The 18,340-nt window shown below is 41.2% G+C and carries 13 protein-coding genes; 8 read left to right on the top strand and 5 right to left on the bottom strand.

The window, feature by feature from the left end; genetic code table 11:
- Positions 1 to 237: 237 nt before the first annotated feature.
- The gene (locus CWC18_RS09475) at positions 238 to 1,791 is read right to left on the bottom strand and encodes a HEAT repeat domain-containing protein (RefSeq protein ID WP_138675158.1); all 1,554 of its coding nucleotides are present in this window, start codon (positions 1,789 to 1,791) and stop codon (positions 238 to 240) included.
- A gap of 58 nt (positions 1,792 to 1,849) precedes the next feature.
- Positions 1,850 to 2,821: a hypothetical protein gene (locus CWC18_RS09470; protein ID WP_138590187.1), complete on the bottom strand. Its 972-nt coding sequence runs from the start codon at positions 2,819 to 2,821 to the stop codon at positions 1,850 to 1,852.
- Between the two features lie 515 nt (positions 2,822 to 3,336).
- Between CWC18_RS09470 and CWC18_RS09465 the strand changes: the two genes are divergently transcribed.
- Positions 3,337 to 4,377, top strand: coding sequence for a hypothetical protein (locus CWC18_RS09465; protein WP_138590189.1), 1,041 nt, complete (start codon positions 3,337 to 3,339; stop codon positions 4,375 to 4,377).
- Positions 4,378 to 4,485: 108 nt separating this feature from the next.
- Here CWC18_RS09465 and CWC18_RS09460 read toward each other — a convergent pair whose 3' ends face one another.
- Together CWC18_RS09460 and CWC18_RS09455 are read right to left on the bottom strand one after the other, a co-directional pair.
- Positions 4,486 to 5,367 (bottom strand): DUF3859 domain-containing protein, encoded by an 882-nt coding sequence (locus CWC18_RS09460; RefSeq protein ID WP_138675157.1) that lies wholly within the window; start codon positions 5,365 to 5,367, stop codon positions 4,486 to 4,488.
- 97 nt (positions 5,368 to 5,464) lie between these two features.
- The gene (locus CWC18_RS09455) at positions 5,465 to 6,163 is read right to left on the bottom strand and encodes a DUF2306 domain-containing protein (RefSeq protein WP_138590193.1); all 699 of its coding nucleotides are present in this window, start codon (positions 6,161 to 6,163) and stop codon (positions 5,465 to 5,467) included.
- Between the two features lie 173 nt (positions 6,164 to 6,336).
- On the opposite strand from CWC18_RS09455, the gene CWC18_RS09450 reads away from it, so the two are divergent.
- Positions 6,337 to 7,509: a helix-turn-helix domain-containing protein gene (locus tag CWC18_RS09450; RefSeq protein WP_138590195.1), complete on the top strand. Its 1,173-nt coding sequence runs from the start codon at positions 6,337 to 6,339 to the stop codon at positions 7,507 to 7,509.
- A gap of 106 nt (positions 7,510 to 7,615) precedes the next feature.
- On the opposite strand, the gene CWC18_RS09445 is transcribed toward CWC18_RS09450, so the two are convergent.
- Entirely contained in the window at positions 7,616 to 9,820 is a 2,205-nt protein-coding gene (locus CWC18_RS09445) for a TonB-dependent receptor (protein ID WP_138675156.1), read from the bottom strand.
- A 213-nt stretch (positions 9,821 to 10,033) separates the two neighbouring features.
- On the opposite strand from CWC18_RS09445, the gene CWC18_RS09440 reads away from it, so the two are divergent.
- The 6 genes from CWC18_RS09440 (at position 10,034) to CWC18_RS09415 (ending at position 18,228) form a co-directional block, all read left to right on the top strand.
- On the top strand, positions 10,034 to 10,486 hold the full coding sequence (locus CWC18_RS09440; RefSeq protein ID WP_138590199.1) for a DUF4920 domain-containing protein: 453 nt from the start codon (positions 10,034 to 10,036) through the stop codon (positions 10,484 to 10,486).
- 148 nt (positions 10,487 to 10,634) lie between these two features.
- Entirely contained in the window at positions 10,635 to 11,624 is a 990-nt protein-coding gene (locus CWC18_RS09435; protein ID WP_138590201.1) for a WD40 repeat domain-containing protein, read from the top strand.
- 211 nt (positions 11,625 to 11,835) lie between these two features.
- Positions 11,836 to 12,834: a WD40 repeat domain-containing protein gene (locus tag CWC18_RS09430; protein ID WP_138675155.1), complete on the top strand. Its 999-nt coding sequence runs from the start codon at positions 11,836 to 11,838 to the stop codon at positions 12,832 to 12,834.
- A gap of 93 nt (positions 12,835 to 12,927) precedes the next feature.
- Positions 12,928 to 14,253 carry an NERD domain-containing protein gene (locus CWC18_RS09425; RefSeq protein WP_138675154.1) on the top strand — a complete coding sequence of 442 codons (1,326 nt, stop codon included), beginning with the start codon at positions 12,928 to 12,930 and terminating at the stop codon, positions 14,251 to 14,253.
- Positions 14,254 to 14,399: 146 nt separating this feature from the next.
- On the top strand, positions 14,400 to 15,545 hold the full coding sequence (locus CWC18_RS09420; protein ID WP_138675153.1) for a PepSY-associated TM helix domain-containing protein: 1,146 nt from the start codon (positions 14,400 to 14,402) through the stop codon (positions 15,543 to 15,545).
- 229 nt (positions 15,546 to 15,774) lie between these two features.
- Positions 15,775 to 18,228, top strand: coding sequence for a TonB-dependent receptor (locus tag CWC18_RS09415; RefSeq protein ID WP_138675152.1), 2,454 nt, complete (start codon positions 15,775 to 15,777; stop codon positions 18,226 to 18,228).
- Positions 18,229 to 18,340: the final 112 nt, after the last annotated feature.

Raw genomic sequence — 18,340 nt, 5'->3', positions numbered from 1 at the left:
GACCTTCGTCAGGGAGACGATGGTGGGGGTGTGAAGGTTGGGGTTAATTGGCATGGACCCTGACCTTCGTCAGGGAGACGATGGTGGTGGAGTGAAGGTTGGGGTTAATTGGCATGGACCCTGACTTGTGTCAGGGAGACGATGGTGGTGGGGAATGAGATTTAGGGTGTTTAGCAAAAGCCTCTGGCCTGTATTGAATAGAAGGAAAGCAGAGGCGTAATGCTAGTTGCTTTGCTGTTATGTGCTTTTAATACCTAATGTTTGTAGCCGTTTAAGAATGATCGGGTTTTGAGTAGTGTTGTAAAGACTTTGCAGTCGTGCCTTGTTGTATTGGCTGAGTACTAAACCAGAGTCAGAGATAGCACGCGTGAACGCGTCCACAATTTGTACATCTGGGCTACTCAATATGGTGGCCACAACTTGATCGTGATATTGCGCTTTTGACGATAAGACTTTGACGGCATCGCGTTTCACGCCTTTTTGTTGATGGTTCAGTAATTTTGCAATGTGTGGCAACAGAGCCGTGTTTTTACTGTTTGCAGACGCCAAAATAGCCGTACTTAAATGCTGTTCGGACTTTAGCTGCTCTGATAAGTAATGTTCAACGGTGCTGCTTTGCTCGGGTGTGAATTTAGCCATAGAGCCTAAATTAAGCAGGGCGGTTTTTGCGAGTGGGTTGTTCGGCTTGTCTGCCAGTTCTGCAAGGGCATTAAATGATACGGTAGACGATGCTCCAAAGCGGCCAAGCGCGATTAACAGCTTTTGCTTTATGTGTGTGGTGAGCCTGTCTGTTGTGAGTAAGTCGGCAAGCATTTGCTCGGCCAGTGGGCTTTGTTCTTTTTGTAAGGCGTAGATAATGGCCGAACTCAACGATGAATCTTGCTCAATCAATGCGATTAGCTCTGTTAAATCATATTCTTGTAGTAAAAATGCGCCAATGAGCTTGGCAAGAGTCGGATCTAAGGTTGTTTGTAACTCTGCGATAGCCACATACATCGACGTTTCATCATGTATTGTATGCGCATCTTTTTGTTTCTGTTGGCTCGCTAAAGCGGCGTTTTTGTTGGAAGAAACGTTTGCAAATGTGCGGTCTTGAGTTGTTATTAGTCTCTGAACATATACCTTTTGGATTATTTGGTACTGCTGGTCTTTATTGTGCCAGATACTTTCAGATGAATAGCTAAGGTGTAGGGGTTGTTGGTTTGTGTTAAGTGTTAAATGCCACTGCTCAGATACGTCATTTTTGGTGGTAACAGGTTTATTTTTATGAGCGGTGATTTGACGGCGTACTTCGTTATTAATACGCTGATAAGTATACGTCTTTTGCCCATGTGCATCGTTAAATGTTAAGGGTCTCGCTTCAGTGAAGCTTAATAAGTCCAATATATTAGGCAATACATTGAGGGTATGGTCTGATGGCAACGCCAATAAGTCTACGTGTGAAAATACCCCGTTATTTTCAGTAAATCTGAATGCTAGCTCCTTGACCAAAGGCTGCGGTTTAGCGTTGTTTGATAATTCAATGTCAGTGAGTAAACCTTGCTGCTCACCAGTGCCGTTAAAATGCATGTTCCAGCTGAGCGATGAATGCGTAACGGGTGTACTGTTTTGTGATAAAACGGCCGATTCAATGGTGACAGAGTAAGAGCTTGACTGAAGTGGTAATACAACTTTAGGCTGTGATTGTTGCGTGGTTTTTTTGGCAATTGGGCGTGCGGTGTTATCGCCAGTAAAATAAAAGATACCGATACCCATGCATATAAGTAATAATGCGGTGACTTTTAGCTTCATGATTTATCCTTGTAGTGGTGACTGCGACAGTCACCACAAATTGCTGCTTATATATTGGTTATAGGTTGTTCCATTGTGGGCTCGCATATTCATACAACGTAAATTCACGGGTGTAGAGCGGATCCCATTTCATGACATCAACGTTAAATTGCAGTAGGCCCCACAGCTTTTTGCAATAAGCTTGGATTTTTCCGTCACCACCGCTTAACTGCGAAGTGACTTTCAGCTCTAAGAACCCTTGCTCAACGGTTTGATCATTTTGTTTTACACGGCGAATACCGGCTTCAACATAGCCTTTGCCTTTCACTTTTAGGAGATTAAGCTTGCCTTTTACCCCGGCTTCAGAAATACCATGGCCAAATGAAGCGTATGCGGCACTAGACACCACACCCCCAACATAAGGTGCGACTTCGGCGTAAATATAATCAGGTCGTCTTACGCCACCGACCACAAAAGGCTCTTCGTTATTATGGCCGCCGATCACGCCCCCTACGGTAAAATCAGCGCCAGCTTCAATGCCTGCTCCAAATTTAACGCCTAGCTTTAGTAATCCTAGTGGATCAAGCGGAACCTCTACTTTGGGTTTAACAACGTCGGGAATTAAATCAAAATAGTATTCTACTGGGTAAGTGACAGACGCATTCAGCAAGTCATCACAGTTTGGTTTAAACGCTGCGACGCTGTCTTCACCCACTGTTAAGTTGAAAGTCATGCCTTGCGTACAATCTAACTTGCTCGGGTTAAATGAAAACTCCACTGAACCAACTGAGACCTTAAAGTTGCGATTGTGTAGTTTTAGCCAGTTGCCAGCTTGATAAAACCCTCTGGTAGCGCCATTGCTTGATTCATCAACATACATCCAACCTTGTTGATCTCTGTATTGGTGTGAGCGTCCAATGGCATTATTTTTTGTTATAACACGTGCGTTTTGCTCGACATATCCTGGATCTTTATATAAGTAGGCATTAGCGTCGTGTGCAAATGTCAGCGCTGTCAATGCGCTCGCCAAAATGGCGGATAGTGTTTTCATGATTTCCTCGTAAAATTATTGTAACGTTGTGTGTTGTGTGTTGCGCAACAAGGAGCACCATACCGACTGATATTTACAAAAAAATTACAGTTGTACCGGTAATTGTGTGAAATATATGTAATTTTAATGTTTTAAAAGTAATGTGCAGTAAGTTTTATGATAGCGCTATATTTTTGCGTTTTATTTATACGAGTCGAAATAACCCCAACTTATGTTCTGATTTTCAATCTAGTTATTTATGGTTTTAAATTTATGATTTATAGTGTTTTATTTTTAAATTTGTATAAATAAATGTAATGCTGATAATGATGAACCCTAATGAAAAACGGGTGAATTCTTGGGTTGTAATATTGGTATGCGAGCGTGACAAGGTTGTTTTTTCATTCAAAAAGTACTGTGATTTATGATGTAATAGGGACATATTATTATTTGCTGTATATTGACGATGTATTTTTAGTTCGGGGCATGTATAGGGCATGCATGCCATTAGTATAAGTAAAGGACATATTTGACCTATGAAGCACGATAACCCTCGATTGAAATACCGTTTAATCCCCTTGTTACTCGTTATTTTGGTTTTTATAGGGTGGTTCACAGGAGGGGGAGAACGTCAGCCCACTGCATTGCCTTCTTCACAGACACCGCAGGTAACATCGCTGAAAAAAGTTGGGTCGAATACGCCTGTAAAGAGTCAAGATAACGCTAAAGCTATACAGGATGAACCCGCGTCAAAAGTGTGTAACCTCGATTGGCTGTTTGACTATCAAAAGCGTGCAGCTGCGCAATTGGCTAATGGCCTAGGTGATGATTTTTCAGTATTTAAAACACAAATAAACCAAGCGATTAACTTAACTTTGTATCATCAGGGGACGATTGGTGATCAGTTTGTGGCTAAATTAGTTAATCAATTGGCCGTTGTACATAATTACTATTTATCCATGCTCGGGGATGGCGCTGCCCAAGCAATCGATGTCAATATTATAGTTCTTGGTGATCGTGCTGCCTATGAAGATTCTGCATCGCAATCGGGCTTTGATCCGCGCATGAGCCAAGGGGTTTTTTTCCACGGTAGTAACTCTGCGTTTGTTGAGTATAAAGGTGATGATATCACGCTACGTACAGCTATTCATGAAGCAGTACACGCAATTAATTTAAAGTTACTTGGCCGAATACCTCGCTGGTTAAATGAAGGGTTAGCCGAAACATTTGAACGTATTGCACTAGATCAACCGCATGGTGGTTTTCACGAAGCTCATACTGCACTCGAGCAGCGTCCAATGGAATTGTACTCAGTAATAAGTTCAGAAACCCAGTGGGGCAGTATTGATACCGGCTACCTCTATTTTAGTGGCTGGATATGGGTTCACTATTTACTCAATAATGAGCACACTCAGGCTCTGAAACTATTGCTAAGCCAAGAGCAGATACAGATGTGTCATATGTTAAATGCAGAGCAAATAACGCAAATACTGGAAGAAGCTCACCCGACCATTGAACAAGACTTTAATCAATGGCGAGTGAATAAGGTGGCACAAATGGAAGAGGCAACTCACTAACCCTTGTCGAACATGTGAGCGCTTTCAGTTTAGATAGGCCTTAACCATAGAAATGATGGGTAATCGCACTATTCGGTGTTCTACCCATTTATTGTGTAAACTGACCTCTTACTGTGGTAAACGGTTGACCTCGATACAGCTATCCATGTCTTTTAGGTCACAGCCTTTGTGATAAAAATCATTGCGAATTTGCTCATTTGAAGCAAGCTTTGCTGCAAGTCTGCATCCGGATATGTCGCCAAGTTCACAGCTTTTTGCGTAGTAAAGCGCAGCACCGTGTGTGTCTTTAACTCGCTCTAAACCTCGCCAAGCAAAGTTGTAACATGCTTGCGCATTGTTTTCAGCACAGCATTTTTGGTTCGATGCTTGTAATGACTTTGGAAATTTCTCACTCTCAACCTGACATACGGTTGTTACTTTTGCAGGCATTGGAGGGGGAACTTGCACAAAAAAGTTTTTTGTCGCCACAACAGTGTCTTGATGTTTAACTTCGATGGTCCACTTACCACTAACTAACTCATTGTTACTTTCGAAATTCCACATTGCAAAGTTATCGCGACCAAAGTAAAGAGTGTCTTGCCAAGTACTTTGCGTACTTGCTTGGCCATTGGTTACGATCTCTGGGTGGGTCACAGTGACAATAACAGGCACTTGTTTGACGATTTCGCCGGTGGCCGCTTTATCGGTATTATTTATAGCCAGCACTTGGTTTGTGGCATAACTGAAACCAAAAAAGTTTCCGATTTGTGCGGGAATAGCAAAGCTGCGCTGGAATTGATAACCAATTAGTTGTCCGTTTTCATATTGGGGTACACCTAAGCCTGACTTTTTAGCTTTGGTTGTGGCAACCTTAATAGCTAACGTTTTTGGCACCAGCGCTGGTTCTGCATTGGTTTGTGTGTTACCTGAAATAGTAGGAGGTGTTGCACATCCACTTAGTAGGGTGATGAGCAAGATTAGGATAAATGTGAGAGGTGTGTGTCGATTCATTTCAGTCTCCTTGTGAAATCGCGCGCAGTTTAAATGGCATGACGATGTTTTTCAATACTTTATTACTGCTGCTTTGGTACTTAGTGGTTTTTTGTACCTAGGGTGACGTTGTTTTACATGTATTTTTTATAGTTATGAGCTTGCGGCTTTTTATAGCCGTTTTTAATAACCAAAAGATCATAATAAGCAGTATGAGCGGTTCAGGGATCTCAATTAAAACGGACTGACTTAAAGCCTCTGGTAGTATCTTAGCGCCTTGGCCAAAGAAAGAGCCAATAGCAAGGTAAAGTGCAAAACACATACGCCATATATGTCTCGCAAGACGATGGCCGAGTGTAAGTCCTTTACAAATGAGTAATTTAATATCACCGATTAACGCAATAGCTGATAGCAGGGCAAAAAAGGCATAGGGCTCATGAGAAAAGCCTTGAAAAGTGCCGTTTTCGTGATTAAGTGCTTGCAAACCAAAGTACATACTAAGGCAAACTAAACCACCACTAGATAGCGGGGTATAATAATCAAACTGAGTGCATGTTTTTTCTGGTGACTTGACGATCATATATGCGGTTAGCACTAGATGTAACGTGTAGAATCCAGCGATTAATGTGATCATCATTGGCTTAAGGTACGCAATATAGGCACCGGATAATGCCATTATAGACATCGAAATAACAAAAAATTTTCCTGAAAAGCGGTGAGGGCTTTGACCTTTTCTTTGTATGAGGGCAAGTACACCTGCAATGACGGCAATAGAGCCTGTTATTATGTGTAGTAACATAAAATGAGATAGGATCATGTGTTTCACTTATAGTTGTATGTTGAAGTAAACAGGGTATTGTAAGGTCGCGCACATGTCGTCCTGCTCAATTGGCAAAGACATTTTATGGTTACTAAAACAAGCTTAATACAACCTAAATCATTGAATATTAATCTTATAAAAATACGAACTGAAAAGCTGAGTAGAGAAGTATGACATTTGATATTGCTTTAGGGCTCGTCACGGCTGGCATCGCTATTTTTAGTGTGTCTTTATTGTTGCCCTTAACCAGAAAAAAACACTATGTAATGCCGCTTGCTTTGTTCATCTTTATTCAGGCGGTCATTGCACTTGAACCATTGGTATTTCATAGCTTTCACAATTTAGAAGTATATTACATCGCTTTGAGTGGTATTGTGTGGATGTTGATGATGCCAAGCTTATGGCTTTATATAAAAGGGCTTACAGCGACTTACGCTTGGCAGTGGCAAAAAAAAGAACTTCATCATTGTTGGCTAAGTCTGTTTGCTTTATTGGTTGGCGCGGCAATTTTAGTCTTACCTAACTCTTCTCAAGTTGCATTGTTTTCTAATTCAGGGGGGGAAATGACAACGGGCTTTGAAGTGACAGTTGCGGTTTTAATATTGATATTGCTCCTGATTTGGCCCATACAAAGCGCTCTATATGTTTATAAAATTGCAGGTCAGTTAACTCGGTATCGTAAAGATCTGAAACAGGTGTTCACTGATGAGCGAAATAGGGCTTTGTATTGGGTAAATGCGGCGCTGGCATTTTTGGTGATGAGCTGGTTGTGGTTGCTAGGTGGGCTCTTTACTAGCCTGTTAGAAACTGAATATGACAGCAGTGGCTCAATAGCAATGCTCGTTAATCTTATTGCGGTATGGCTATTTTCATTTTGGGCATTGACGCAAAAGCCTGCATTTATTGTGTTATATAAGCAGCTTGCTCAAGCACCTATCGCCATGCAGTCTAGTAGGGTTAAATATGAAAAGTCGGCAATAGGTGCCGCGCAAGCACAACGGATCGCGAAAAAGCTCGATGTGGCACTGCAAGATGAACAATTGTATCTCAATAGTGAACTGACGTTGTATGGGCTTGCTGAACATTTACATATTCCAGCACATTATATTTCTCAAACGTTAAACCAAACGATGAATACCTCATTTTTTGATTGGATCAATTGCGCGCGGGTTGAACAAGCGAAAAAGCAGCTGGTATCAAGTGACTCAAGTGTACTGGATGTGGCGATGGCTGTTGGGTTTAATTCTCGGTCAGCGTTTTATAAAGCATTTAAAGCACGGACGGGTACGACGCCCAGTGTATTTAGAAAACAAGCAACTCATGAAATAGTAGATGAGCCATAGTCATGAAAACTCATCTACGTATGTTAAACGCGCTAAGGCATATCTCGTTTCTAGTGATAAGACCTTTGTAAAAAAACGTTACAAAAGTACGTTTTGGTACAAAAGCTTAAAACTGGTAACTGAGACTCAATTTAACATTGCGACCTAGTTCACTGGCGTCATTTTCACTACTTGCTGGGGCGCGTAAATAGCGTTTATCTGTGACGTTATCAACACTGAGTCGAGCACTGAAGTTGTCAAGTGGGCCGCTGCCTTGGTAATGCGCATTCAAGTTATAGATGGTTGCTGCTTGCGTCCCGTACCCCCGCTCTAAATACCGCTCGCTTAAGCGCATTTGACCACGGTGATGACGTGCTTGTATGCCAAGGTTTATTGTTTCAGTGATCTGATAGTTGGTCGTAAATGTGAGCTTATCTGCGGGAGCTTCAGAGTAAGGTTGCTTTTGATAGTCGATATTGCCTAAAAAGAAGTTTGGCACACCAATCACATCCATGTTCATTTTTGAATAACCCAGATACATAGCGAATTGCTGGTATTGATAATGGGCCTCAACTTCGACGCCTTCGCTTTCTAAACGGCCAATGTTTTTTGCACTGTAATCACGATGGGTGGCAACGGGTATGCCATTAACAGGTTCAGGCCCAGGTGAACCAAACTGCTTGTTGCCAGCGTCATCTATGTAATACATAAATGGAATATTATCGATGTAATTGTCTATTTTATTGTTGAAATAAATGGCTTTTACACTCAATTCATCAATGAATGGCTTATTTGCAATATTAAAACCTATCCCACCTTCGTAGTTTTTTGACTTCTCAGCTTTAAGGTTTGGTTGTGGTTCGCTATAGCAAATTTTACTTCCAATATGACAGCGCCATAAGTCGCTCTTATACAGTTCTTGTAAAGATGGCGCTCGAAATGCTTCGGCTGCTTTTAAGTATATATTGATATATTCTGTCGCTTTGAATGTGAGCCCGAGTTCACCTGAAGTGGCATTGTCATCGTTTTTTCCGTATCCTGTGAATGAGTCAGAGCGACGGTCGTACTGATCATATCGAATACCTGCAGTAACGAGGAGTGTATCTTTAAAAAAAGTACTTTGGTCGATGATTGAAATGGATAAGTTATTGGCATCGCTTTGGCCGTAATAGCTGCTGCGTTCTTGCTTTTCGAACTGGTGCTGATCAAATGATTCATGTTCATAATTTAATTCAAATGCTAGCAGGTGCTTAAATGGATCATCAAATTCGGAGAGGTTAGCGAGTCGTATACCATGGCGCTTACTTTCACCATAACTTTGTCTATCATAATTTATTTTTCGGTCCCCTCTAGGAATGTAGCCTTTGGTTATCTTGTCGTAAGTTTTTTTTGCATAAAAGGCTTGAATATCCATATCGATGAGATCACTGACAGGCTGATAGGTATAGTTCATCATGCCTTCTAAATAGTCGTTTTTATAATCTTCCATCAAAGTGGGGTACCTGACGGCTAGATCTAACCGTTGGTTATATGGCTGGTCGAGTGATTCTGTCTCACTGTAGTCTAGTTTGCTTTTTATTAAATGATGTGGGTGAAGATACCAGGTGTTTTTAACCGTGACGTTATTGCGCTCTGAACGATTGAGTATTTTATCAATATTAGCGACCTCTTTATCGCTATTTGGTTCCGCAACTACGTCAACATCATCGTATTTTACATGACTGAGTGTGACGATGGTGTCGGTGGTGTCGGTGAGTTGAAATACATTTAATGTACTTTGCACCGAGTCAGATACCGTTTGGTGTGTGGCTGAAACCTGCGCGCCAACACCGTTTGCATTTAGATAGTCGGCAGCATCTTTGGTGACAATTCTAATACTTCCTCCAATAGCGCCAGAGCCAACGGTTAATGAATCTGCACCACGTAGCACTTGTACCTGTTTCAGCTGGCTCGGGTCAACGCCTAAGCTACTAATGTTTGTTAGGGTTTGACTACCATCAGAGTCTGTTTTGCGTTTTACGTTATCTACCGAAACATGTATTCGCTCACCATGTAATCCCCGAATACGTGGTTGGCCTGAAAGTGGGGCGACACTGCCTGAGACATCAACACCAGGAAGAGATTTTAGTATTTGAGTCAAATCAGATGCCTGACTTCGCTGTATGTCAGCTGCACTGAGTGCAGAAACAGACGCCGCTACATCATGATTGTGTGCGGTAATTTTATGGCCTAGTACTTCAATACTTTCGTCAGGCGTTATTTTTTTTGGTTCAGAGTGCGCTTGGGTATGAATTGCAGCGCTGATGCATAGGAAAAGGGCAGAGTACTTCATGATATTAATCCTTAATAATAATAATTATCATTGCGTTTGCGGGCGGCATCCTACGCATATTAATAACTAAAAGCAATAACTAATTACTTATGGTTATATTTTTGTGTTTTAATCATGCGAAAATCTTGATTTTCTGGCATGATATTTGGTAGCTTGTTGTTTTTAAGTCGTTAACGGCTAATTTTTGTGTAATTAATAAAAGGGAAATTGATAATGAAGCGGTTTTTAAGTGTATGGGTATTGTGTTGTATGCCATTGATAGTAAATGGTACAGAGTTTAGTGGCGGCGCAGACATGAGTAAATTGGTTACAGCCAAAGAGGTTTTAGCTGATATTAGTCGTTTTAATGGGACAGAAATTACGTTGACCGGCACTGTGATGAAGGTGTGTAAAAAACGAGGTTGTTGGATGTCGCTTAAAGTGACAGAGCAGGAAGAAATAACTGTCAAAGTAAAAGATGGAGATATGGTGTTTCCATTGTCTGCAATAGGTAAAAAAGCGTATGCGACAGGGGTGATATTAGCGAATAAAATGGACTTAGATAAAACAAAAAAATACCTTGCACACAAAGCATTAGAAAATGGCGAGGCATTTGATGCGTCAACAGTAAAAGCGCCTATAACAGTGAATATACTTAAACCCAGCGCAGTGACAATTTCGCATTAGTCACCATATTTCATTTTAAACTCTCTGTGCCTGTATTTAATATCAGTGTAATGAGCAGTGGATTTGACACGGCATTAAACTTGCTTATATGTTTGCTTAATAGGTTTAAGCTTGAGAACATTGACTCAAGATAGTTTTGGAGCAAAAAATGCGTTGGCCAGTCGTTTTTATAGCATTGATATATATGCTTTTAATTGGTTGCAAACAAGAAGTAAAGATAAGTGATGGTGTTGTTCACTCATTTTCAGAAGAGGGGATCTCTTTTGGTCAGTTTTCTGACGATGGTAAGTTGTTACTTGGCGTCACTCATTCAGACGTCGTGACGTTATGGAGAATAGATACGAAACAGGTAGAGCTAGAAATCCCCGCAGATAAAGTCATTAAGTCAGTTAAGCATGTTGCACTATCAAAAGATAATAGCCTGTTACTCATTGCAAATGATACGACTGTTGGGTTGTGGTCAGTACCAGCTAGGGCAATGATAAGTAAGGTTAACTTTTCAGGTGTAAATGCATATGCCACGATCACGGCATTGGCATTATCGCCTCATAAAGATCGGTTGTTAGTGGGCATGGCTGATGGCTCTATCAACATGGCTGATATTAATACCCGCTTGAACAACCGATTTCAGCCACATACACAACCTGTGCGATTTTTACGTTTCGATTCTCAAGGTGAGTTATATATGTCTGGTGCCCTCGACGGAAAAGTTGGGTTATGGCAATTTGCGTCTTCTGATGCGGTGTTTGAGCAAGAATTTGCACACCGGATCACAAGCTTGACCACCAATGATGATTTCTCAATGCTGTTTGTGTCGGATGGACTAAGTGCGCAACACATTAAGAAGTTAACGTCTGGCGAAGAAGTTGTAAAGTTAACTTACAGCGCTCGGTTTAAGATATTTAGGCAGTCATTGTTTGTGCAAGGCGGGGCGTTATTGGCGACTTCGTCGTCTAAATCCCATTTGTCTGTATGGCATGTTGGCACCGGAGAAGAAATTGGAACTTGGACGATTCAAACTAAAAGTAAAGGTGCAAGTATTGTCGCGATGTACGGTGATGATGTGGGGGAGCTGTTGACGTTTAATTCAGATGGAATGATGGAACGTTGGAATTTAGATTTACTTGAGGCACTCTAGCAGATGAAGAAACATTGGGCACTGGTGTTGGCAACCCAGCTATTTTCGGCTGTTCTGAGCCTACAAGGATAATGCCGAGTGAACGCTATGTGCTCAGTGACCAATTACTAATTGGATGGACAGCTCTCGAAATGTGGGGGAGCTGTTGACGCTTAATTCAGATGGAATGATGGAACGTTGGAATTTAGATTTACTTGAGGTGCCTTAGGAGATGAAAAAACATTGGACACTGTTGTTGGCAATCCTGCTATTTTTCGGCTGTTCTGAGCCTACAAGGATAATGCCGAGTGAACGTTATGTGCTCAGTGACCAATTGCTATTGGATGGACAGCTCTCGAAGGACGGGAGCTGGGCGTTGTTATTGAGCGAAAAAGCTGACATATATCTATTTGATATACGGTCGCAAAGTCAGATCCTGACGCTGGACGCTGCTGTGCTACCTTCGTCAGTTCGAGCTGTACTGATGGACAAGGAGCTGAGCATTATATTGGTTGCAGGGAACAATACATTGCAAATTTGGGATATTAAACACGCTTCATTACGAAAACAGTTTGAAGTGAACGGCTTTGATGAGTTAGCAAGGGTGTCAGCTTTAGGCTTGCCAAGCTCTGGTAGGTTAGTGGCCGTGGGTATGACAGATGGCTCAGTGAGTTTATTTAATGTAGATGAAAAACAAGCACATCGAACAGTATTGCATACCAGTAATATAGCCTATGTGAATTTTATAAACGATGATAAAACCATCGTCAGTGCCTCTCATGACGGTTATTTGAGAGTATGGGAAGCACTGACTGGGAATGAACTCTATTCAATCAGTTTTCCCTCGCGAGTTAGCACGGTTGCGTTAAATCACGACAATACCCGTTTGTTTGCGTCTGACAGTTTAAAAACACAATTGATCATTGGTGCCCACGACGGCGAAGTGTTAACTCAGTTTGATTATTTGTCGCGATTTAAGTGGTTTAGGCATGCTTTGTTTATAAAAGGTGCGCCATATTTGCTGACGTCTTCCGCTAAGTCAGAACTCAGTTTATGGCATATGCAGTCGGGTAAAGAGGTAAACAGTTGGAATGTAGAAGCACATTCAATGGGGACAACAGTGTTAGATATGGTGGAGTTGGATAACTCCGATGTGCTGACATTAAATAGCGAAGGTATTGTTGAGATTTGGGATATTAATCAAGTGCAGTTTAATGCGACTCAACAATAAGAGATGATATTATTTTATGTGCTTTGTATCAAAAAGGTGAACAAGCGGCGTTAAGTTGATATTATCCAAATCGGGTTTTAAATGGATTGAAAAATGCGGTTAATTTTAAATACTTTTATCTTAAGCATTACATTTTTAAGCAATGAAGCAGTAAGCTTTGACCCCCAACTTTCAGTTAATCAGTGTAATCGGTTTAGTGCAGAAGCCAATAATATTAAAGCGTTATTGGCATCGACATCTGGTGTTCGTCATCAACAGTTGTCTAATCGTGCTGGGCGGTTAAAAGAGCGCATTGAGGTATTTTGTCAAAATCCCACCGATATTGAACCACAAATTGTGGTGGCACTAAAAGTGCCTGTTGCGTTAGCCATCAGTGGCAAACTAAAGTCTAAGAATACAGGGCATGTATCGTCTTTATCGACTTATAAAAATGAGAATAAACAAATTGCTTGGCAGCAGTTTTACCGTAAGCCTTCACATTGTGCGTCGTATAAAAATAGCATGGCTGAACTGGTTCGGTGTAGTGATGAAGAAGCCGCGCAAAAACTCCTTTTTGAGCGAGACTGGGCACTTCGCCACCCAGTTAAAATGGCGAATACTCAAAAAGTAAATAAAAAACAAATCGAGGTAGTTGGCTCTAATACTCATTTGGCGTCAGAAGCCACTCAAGATAAGCGGGGAGAGGACGTTGACTTGCGAGATCCTAGTTTGTATGTCTCTTCAGCCCCAATGCAAGAAAATCACTCAGCGGGTTTCGTACCTTTGTGGCAGTATATTGGTGAGTACGTGCTGATGGCTGCTTTATGTATTGGCTTTTTTATTGCAGCGAAGGTCATTGCACCACATGGACACCGTATTGCAAAGCGTCAATTTAGCTCTTACTACATGAATATGGTTTTAAAGCGCAACCTCGATAAAGCACGTTATACCCAATATCGAAATCTTGTGTTTTCTAGCCCACAAGGGCATGTATCAATTGAACAAGTCGTAACTTCTCGTTATGGCGTTTTTGTTATTATGAGCCAACCGCAGCTAGATGCTATTTACGCTGATAGACAGTCAGAAACATGGATAGAGAAAAACAAAAAGAAAGAAGCGGATTTCGTTAACCCACTTTTTGAAATCACTCACCAAAAAACACGCTTACAAGATGTATTGGGATTAGAAGGTAATGTGGTGGGGCTGGTTGTGTTTAATCAAGAAGTTCAGTTCAAAACACCTGTTCCTGCTGAAGTCTGCCTGATAGGTCAACTTGTCAGTCGCATAGATTGTTATCAGAGTACCGTATTTGATGAGAAGAAATTAGATGCTATTAATAGCTTATTACTTTTGCATAGCTCTGAGAATGAACAACATGAAACTCAGGCTAGTGGGGTGAACCGCTTGTCGACTGAGTCACTTAATGAAGCGCAAAAATAAAGCGTTAAACTGAGTACTACCTAAGCATAGTTGAATACTGGCCACATAATAAATGCGTTTGATAATTATTGTTGTTTAAAATAGTATGACAATTATTTTATTAAACCGCTGTGTGTACAGCAACACTTTATTATGTTGGAGTCTATGTGCTGGTAACTAAAAAGCGACTATTTGAGCTTCATGGATGGGCGGGGATCATATGCTTTATTCCATTCATATTAATTTGTTTAACAGGGAGCTTACTGGTATTTAAAGCTGAGATTGATTCAGTGTTGTTACCGAATAAAAGTGTGGTAGTACCCTCTTCGGCTCGATTAAGTGAAGACCGATTAATTCACTTAGTTAACGAGCAGCTACCTGGCTATGCACTAGGCAGTTGGGAGTTACTTGGTGAAAATGCAGAAGCCGATAGAGTATATTTAGTCAAAAAAGAAACCAATATTTGGTTTAAATCTTATCTCAACCCATACACTGGCGATCTGTTAAGTGAACCTGAATTATTGCATCATTACTTTACTGACTGGTTGGTGCAATTGCACTACACGTTACTTTTGAATGATATTAAGGGCATAGATGAGAATTTAGGCACGGCGTTTACCAGTATATTTGCCATATTATTAGTCTTCTTAGGCGTTTCGGGACTGATCATATATAGACGGTTTTGGCGTCGCGTGTTTACTTTGCGTCTTGGGTTTAGATCGGTTGTTGTGGTGAGTGACTTACATAAACTGGTTGGTACATTGGGCTCTCCAGTACTACTGGTTTTGGGGATCACAGGTGGCTATTACAATGTGTCTATTTATATTCATGAATGGCAGGAACACCAGCAAACTCCAGAACATCATATTATGACAAGCAGCCTATATAATCGTGAGCTTAGCGTAACTCATATGGTGAAATCAGCTTCAACTCATATTTCAGGGTTTAAGACGACCTATATTTTGTTTCCAACCGAACCCAATGAGTCAATCATACTCTTTGGGCAAGCGCCTACCGTAAATCCGCTGTTAAGTGACTATGGCAGCACAGTCAACTTCCATGCTCAAACGGGTGAGTATTTGGGCCACTATGATATTCGAGAGCAGAGTTTTATTACAATTTTGGTTGATACATTTCGCAAACTCTATTTTGGTAACTTTGCGGGCTTATTTAGTAAGGTAGTATACGCCACTATTGGATTGTCACCGATTTTACTCGGTGGCACTGGTATTTACCTTTGGTATTTTCGTCGTCGTAAAAGAATCCACCAGCGAAATAGCGCAAAATTAACCTCACTGTCTCGTTTTCAATGACGAGTATGGCAACTTTATTTTCATTACATTTTAAGAAAGTGTTATTGATGTTCTTATGTTGTTTTTGAATTTATTATTTATTCCTTTTTGTATTTATATCTCGATATAAAATAACAAGGTAAACATTTATAAAACACAAATGAGAGTTGTTATCATTTGCGTTTGTTGCTAGTATGCGCACCCTATTTTGAGGTACCACCTCTTACAGTTGTATTTTTTAGGAGTTTGTATGCAGCTTTCTCGTTTTGGTTTTAGTGTAAGTTCATTGGCTTTATCAGTTCAATTAGCATTGACTGCAGGTATGGCAGTTTCAACACCTGTTGTTGCACAAGAGCAGCAAGACAGTGTTAAAAATGTTGAACGGATCAGCGTATATGGCCGTCATAATCAACTTATTTTGGACTCAGGTACTGCGACAAAATCCAACATGGCACTTATGCAGACTCCGGCTGCGGTTGTGGTGGTGGATAAAGAGCTGCTTTCTGTTCAAGCTGCAAATACATTACAAGATGCTGTACGCAATGTAAGTGGTCTATCGCAAGCCGGAAACAATTATGGCATTGGCGATAACTTGATTTTACGCGGTTTAGGTGTGAGCTATACGTATGATGGTATGTACGGTGGTGCAGATCTTGGTAATAGTTTTAACCCAACACGAACGCTTAGTAACATTGAAAGTATTGAAGTACTTAAAGGTCCAGCAACAGGTTTGTATGGCATTGGTGCAGCTGGTGGTGTGATCAACTTAGTTGAGAAAAAACCATTGGCGACTGAACAGTATGAAGTGAAAGGGGTCGCAGGTGCATGGGATACCTATGGCTTAATGCTAGACGCGAGCAATGTACTGTCTGATGAATGGGCGTATCGACTTGTTGCTAATCATGATAGCAGTGATGGCTTTAGAGGCCTTGGCTCAGAGCGCAATGAGTTATACGCGACGCTGAGCTTTGAACCAAACTCTAACCACCGTTTACTGCTTTCAACAGCTTATATTGACGATAAAGTACAGGTTGATTCAGTCGGTGACCCAGTCCGAATTTTAAATTGGGATAGTATTAATAGTGATCCAGGATGGGTTACTGCCGATTTATTGCCCAATGATAGTGATACCGATGCTGATGGTAATTTAGGTATTCAATTAACGGATGAGCAGCGTGCTGTTTTAGCGGCTTCTATTTCAGCAATCGACGGGCTTCACCCGTTGAATTTAGGCGAAAGTAGCTTAATTTCTCCTTTATCAAAGCCAAATAAAGGCGAAGAGAAGCGCATTAAGCTGCGTCATGATTGGTATTTTGATAACAAGTCAAGCTTGACGCAACAGCTATTGTATCGAGCGTATGATTCAAACTTAACGCGCCAAACCGGTGCATATAACTACGTGTATTGGGACCGTCGAGGTGAGATCAACGCGGACCCTCGCGCCCCAATTCTGCTAGATGGTAATGTCTATCCTTATTCGGCACGACGTCAAGAATATAGAAAGCAAATTGCCAGTGAGAAAACGTGGCAGTATTTCGCTGACTTAAAGCTGAGCTGGGATTATGGTTCAATCGTCGGTGAGCATCTTGTCAGCGCAAATTATGAGCGCCGAGAAATGGCCAATAAAAGCTGGTCTATTTATGACGCCGATGGAACTGCAGAGGGTAATAATGCGTTGCCTTATATTTTAGATATTCGCAATCCGAATTGGCCGACGGGTGACTTTGAAGACTATAGCCCAGTATTGCGCAGTAATTATGACAAGATGTTAACTGCTTATGGTATCAGCGCTCAAGAGGTTTTGTATGTGACAGATGAGCTGACAGTCAGACTCGGTGCTGCGTACACGACAATTAAGCAAGAGTACCAACACAAAGGCACCGATCGAGCACCACACATTGGCGTAGAGGCCGATACGGATGACGGTGGTTTTACGTATAATGCGGGTATTAACTATCAATTCTCAGAGCAATTATCGACATTTGTGAACTTTGCTAAAGGGCGCACTGCTTATAGTGTACTTGGTAGTCTAGTTAATACAGCGAGTACATCTAATATCGAAAATAGACCCGATTCTGAGTCTGAATCAATCGATTTAGGGCTGCGCTTTACTGCCTTAGATAAAGACCTAATTGGCTCTGTCGTATGGTTTGATACGCGTCGAACCAATCTGCGTTACGAAAATGAATTATTTAACGATAACCCAGATGATCCAGAATACAATGTGAGTGTGCCGCAATACTTTTATGACGATGAGAATAAGTCTGACGGAGTTGAGGTCGATATAAACCTCGCTATTAACGATGTACTGAGCATGAATGCGAATGCAACTTGGCAAGATGCGATTGAAATTCGCAGCCAAGAAGCCTCAGGGCAACGAAAAGGGATCCCGAAAAAGTTAAGTAGCGTGTGGCTGAATTATGACTTTATGTTTAATCGTTTGAGTGCCCCGCTACAAGTCAGCGTAGGGGTAAACTATGTTGGAGAGAGAACAATCAACTCAACCAGTTTTGGTTTACCAAAGGCAACAATTAAGAGCTTTACCCGATGGGATGCTGCATTAACATATACAGCCGATAGCTATTCAGTAAAACTTAACCTTGAAAATCTAACAGATGAACGTTACTACTCTAAAGCATTATTTTTAGGCGGTTTACCAGGCAATGAACGTAATGTGAAGCTCACTGCAACTTATACATTCTAACGTGGCGTGACATTATGTAATACTTTTAATGCCCTGAACTAAGTCCAGGGCATTTTTATGCAGCTCAAAGTGTGCATACATACCTGGTAAACGGTAAGCGTCCGGCGAACCC

The sequence above is a fragment of the Pseudoalteromonas aurantia genome, assembly GCF_005886875.1.
Classification (GTDB): Bacteria; Pseudomonadota; Gammaproteobacteria; order Enterobacterales; family Alteromonadaceae; genus Pseudoalteromonas; species Pseudoalteromonas aurantia_A.
This window is presented reverse-complemented; position numbering and strand designations above follow the sequence as displayed.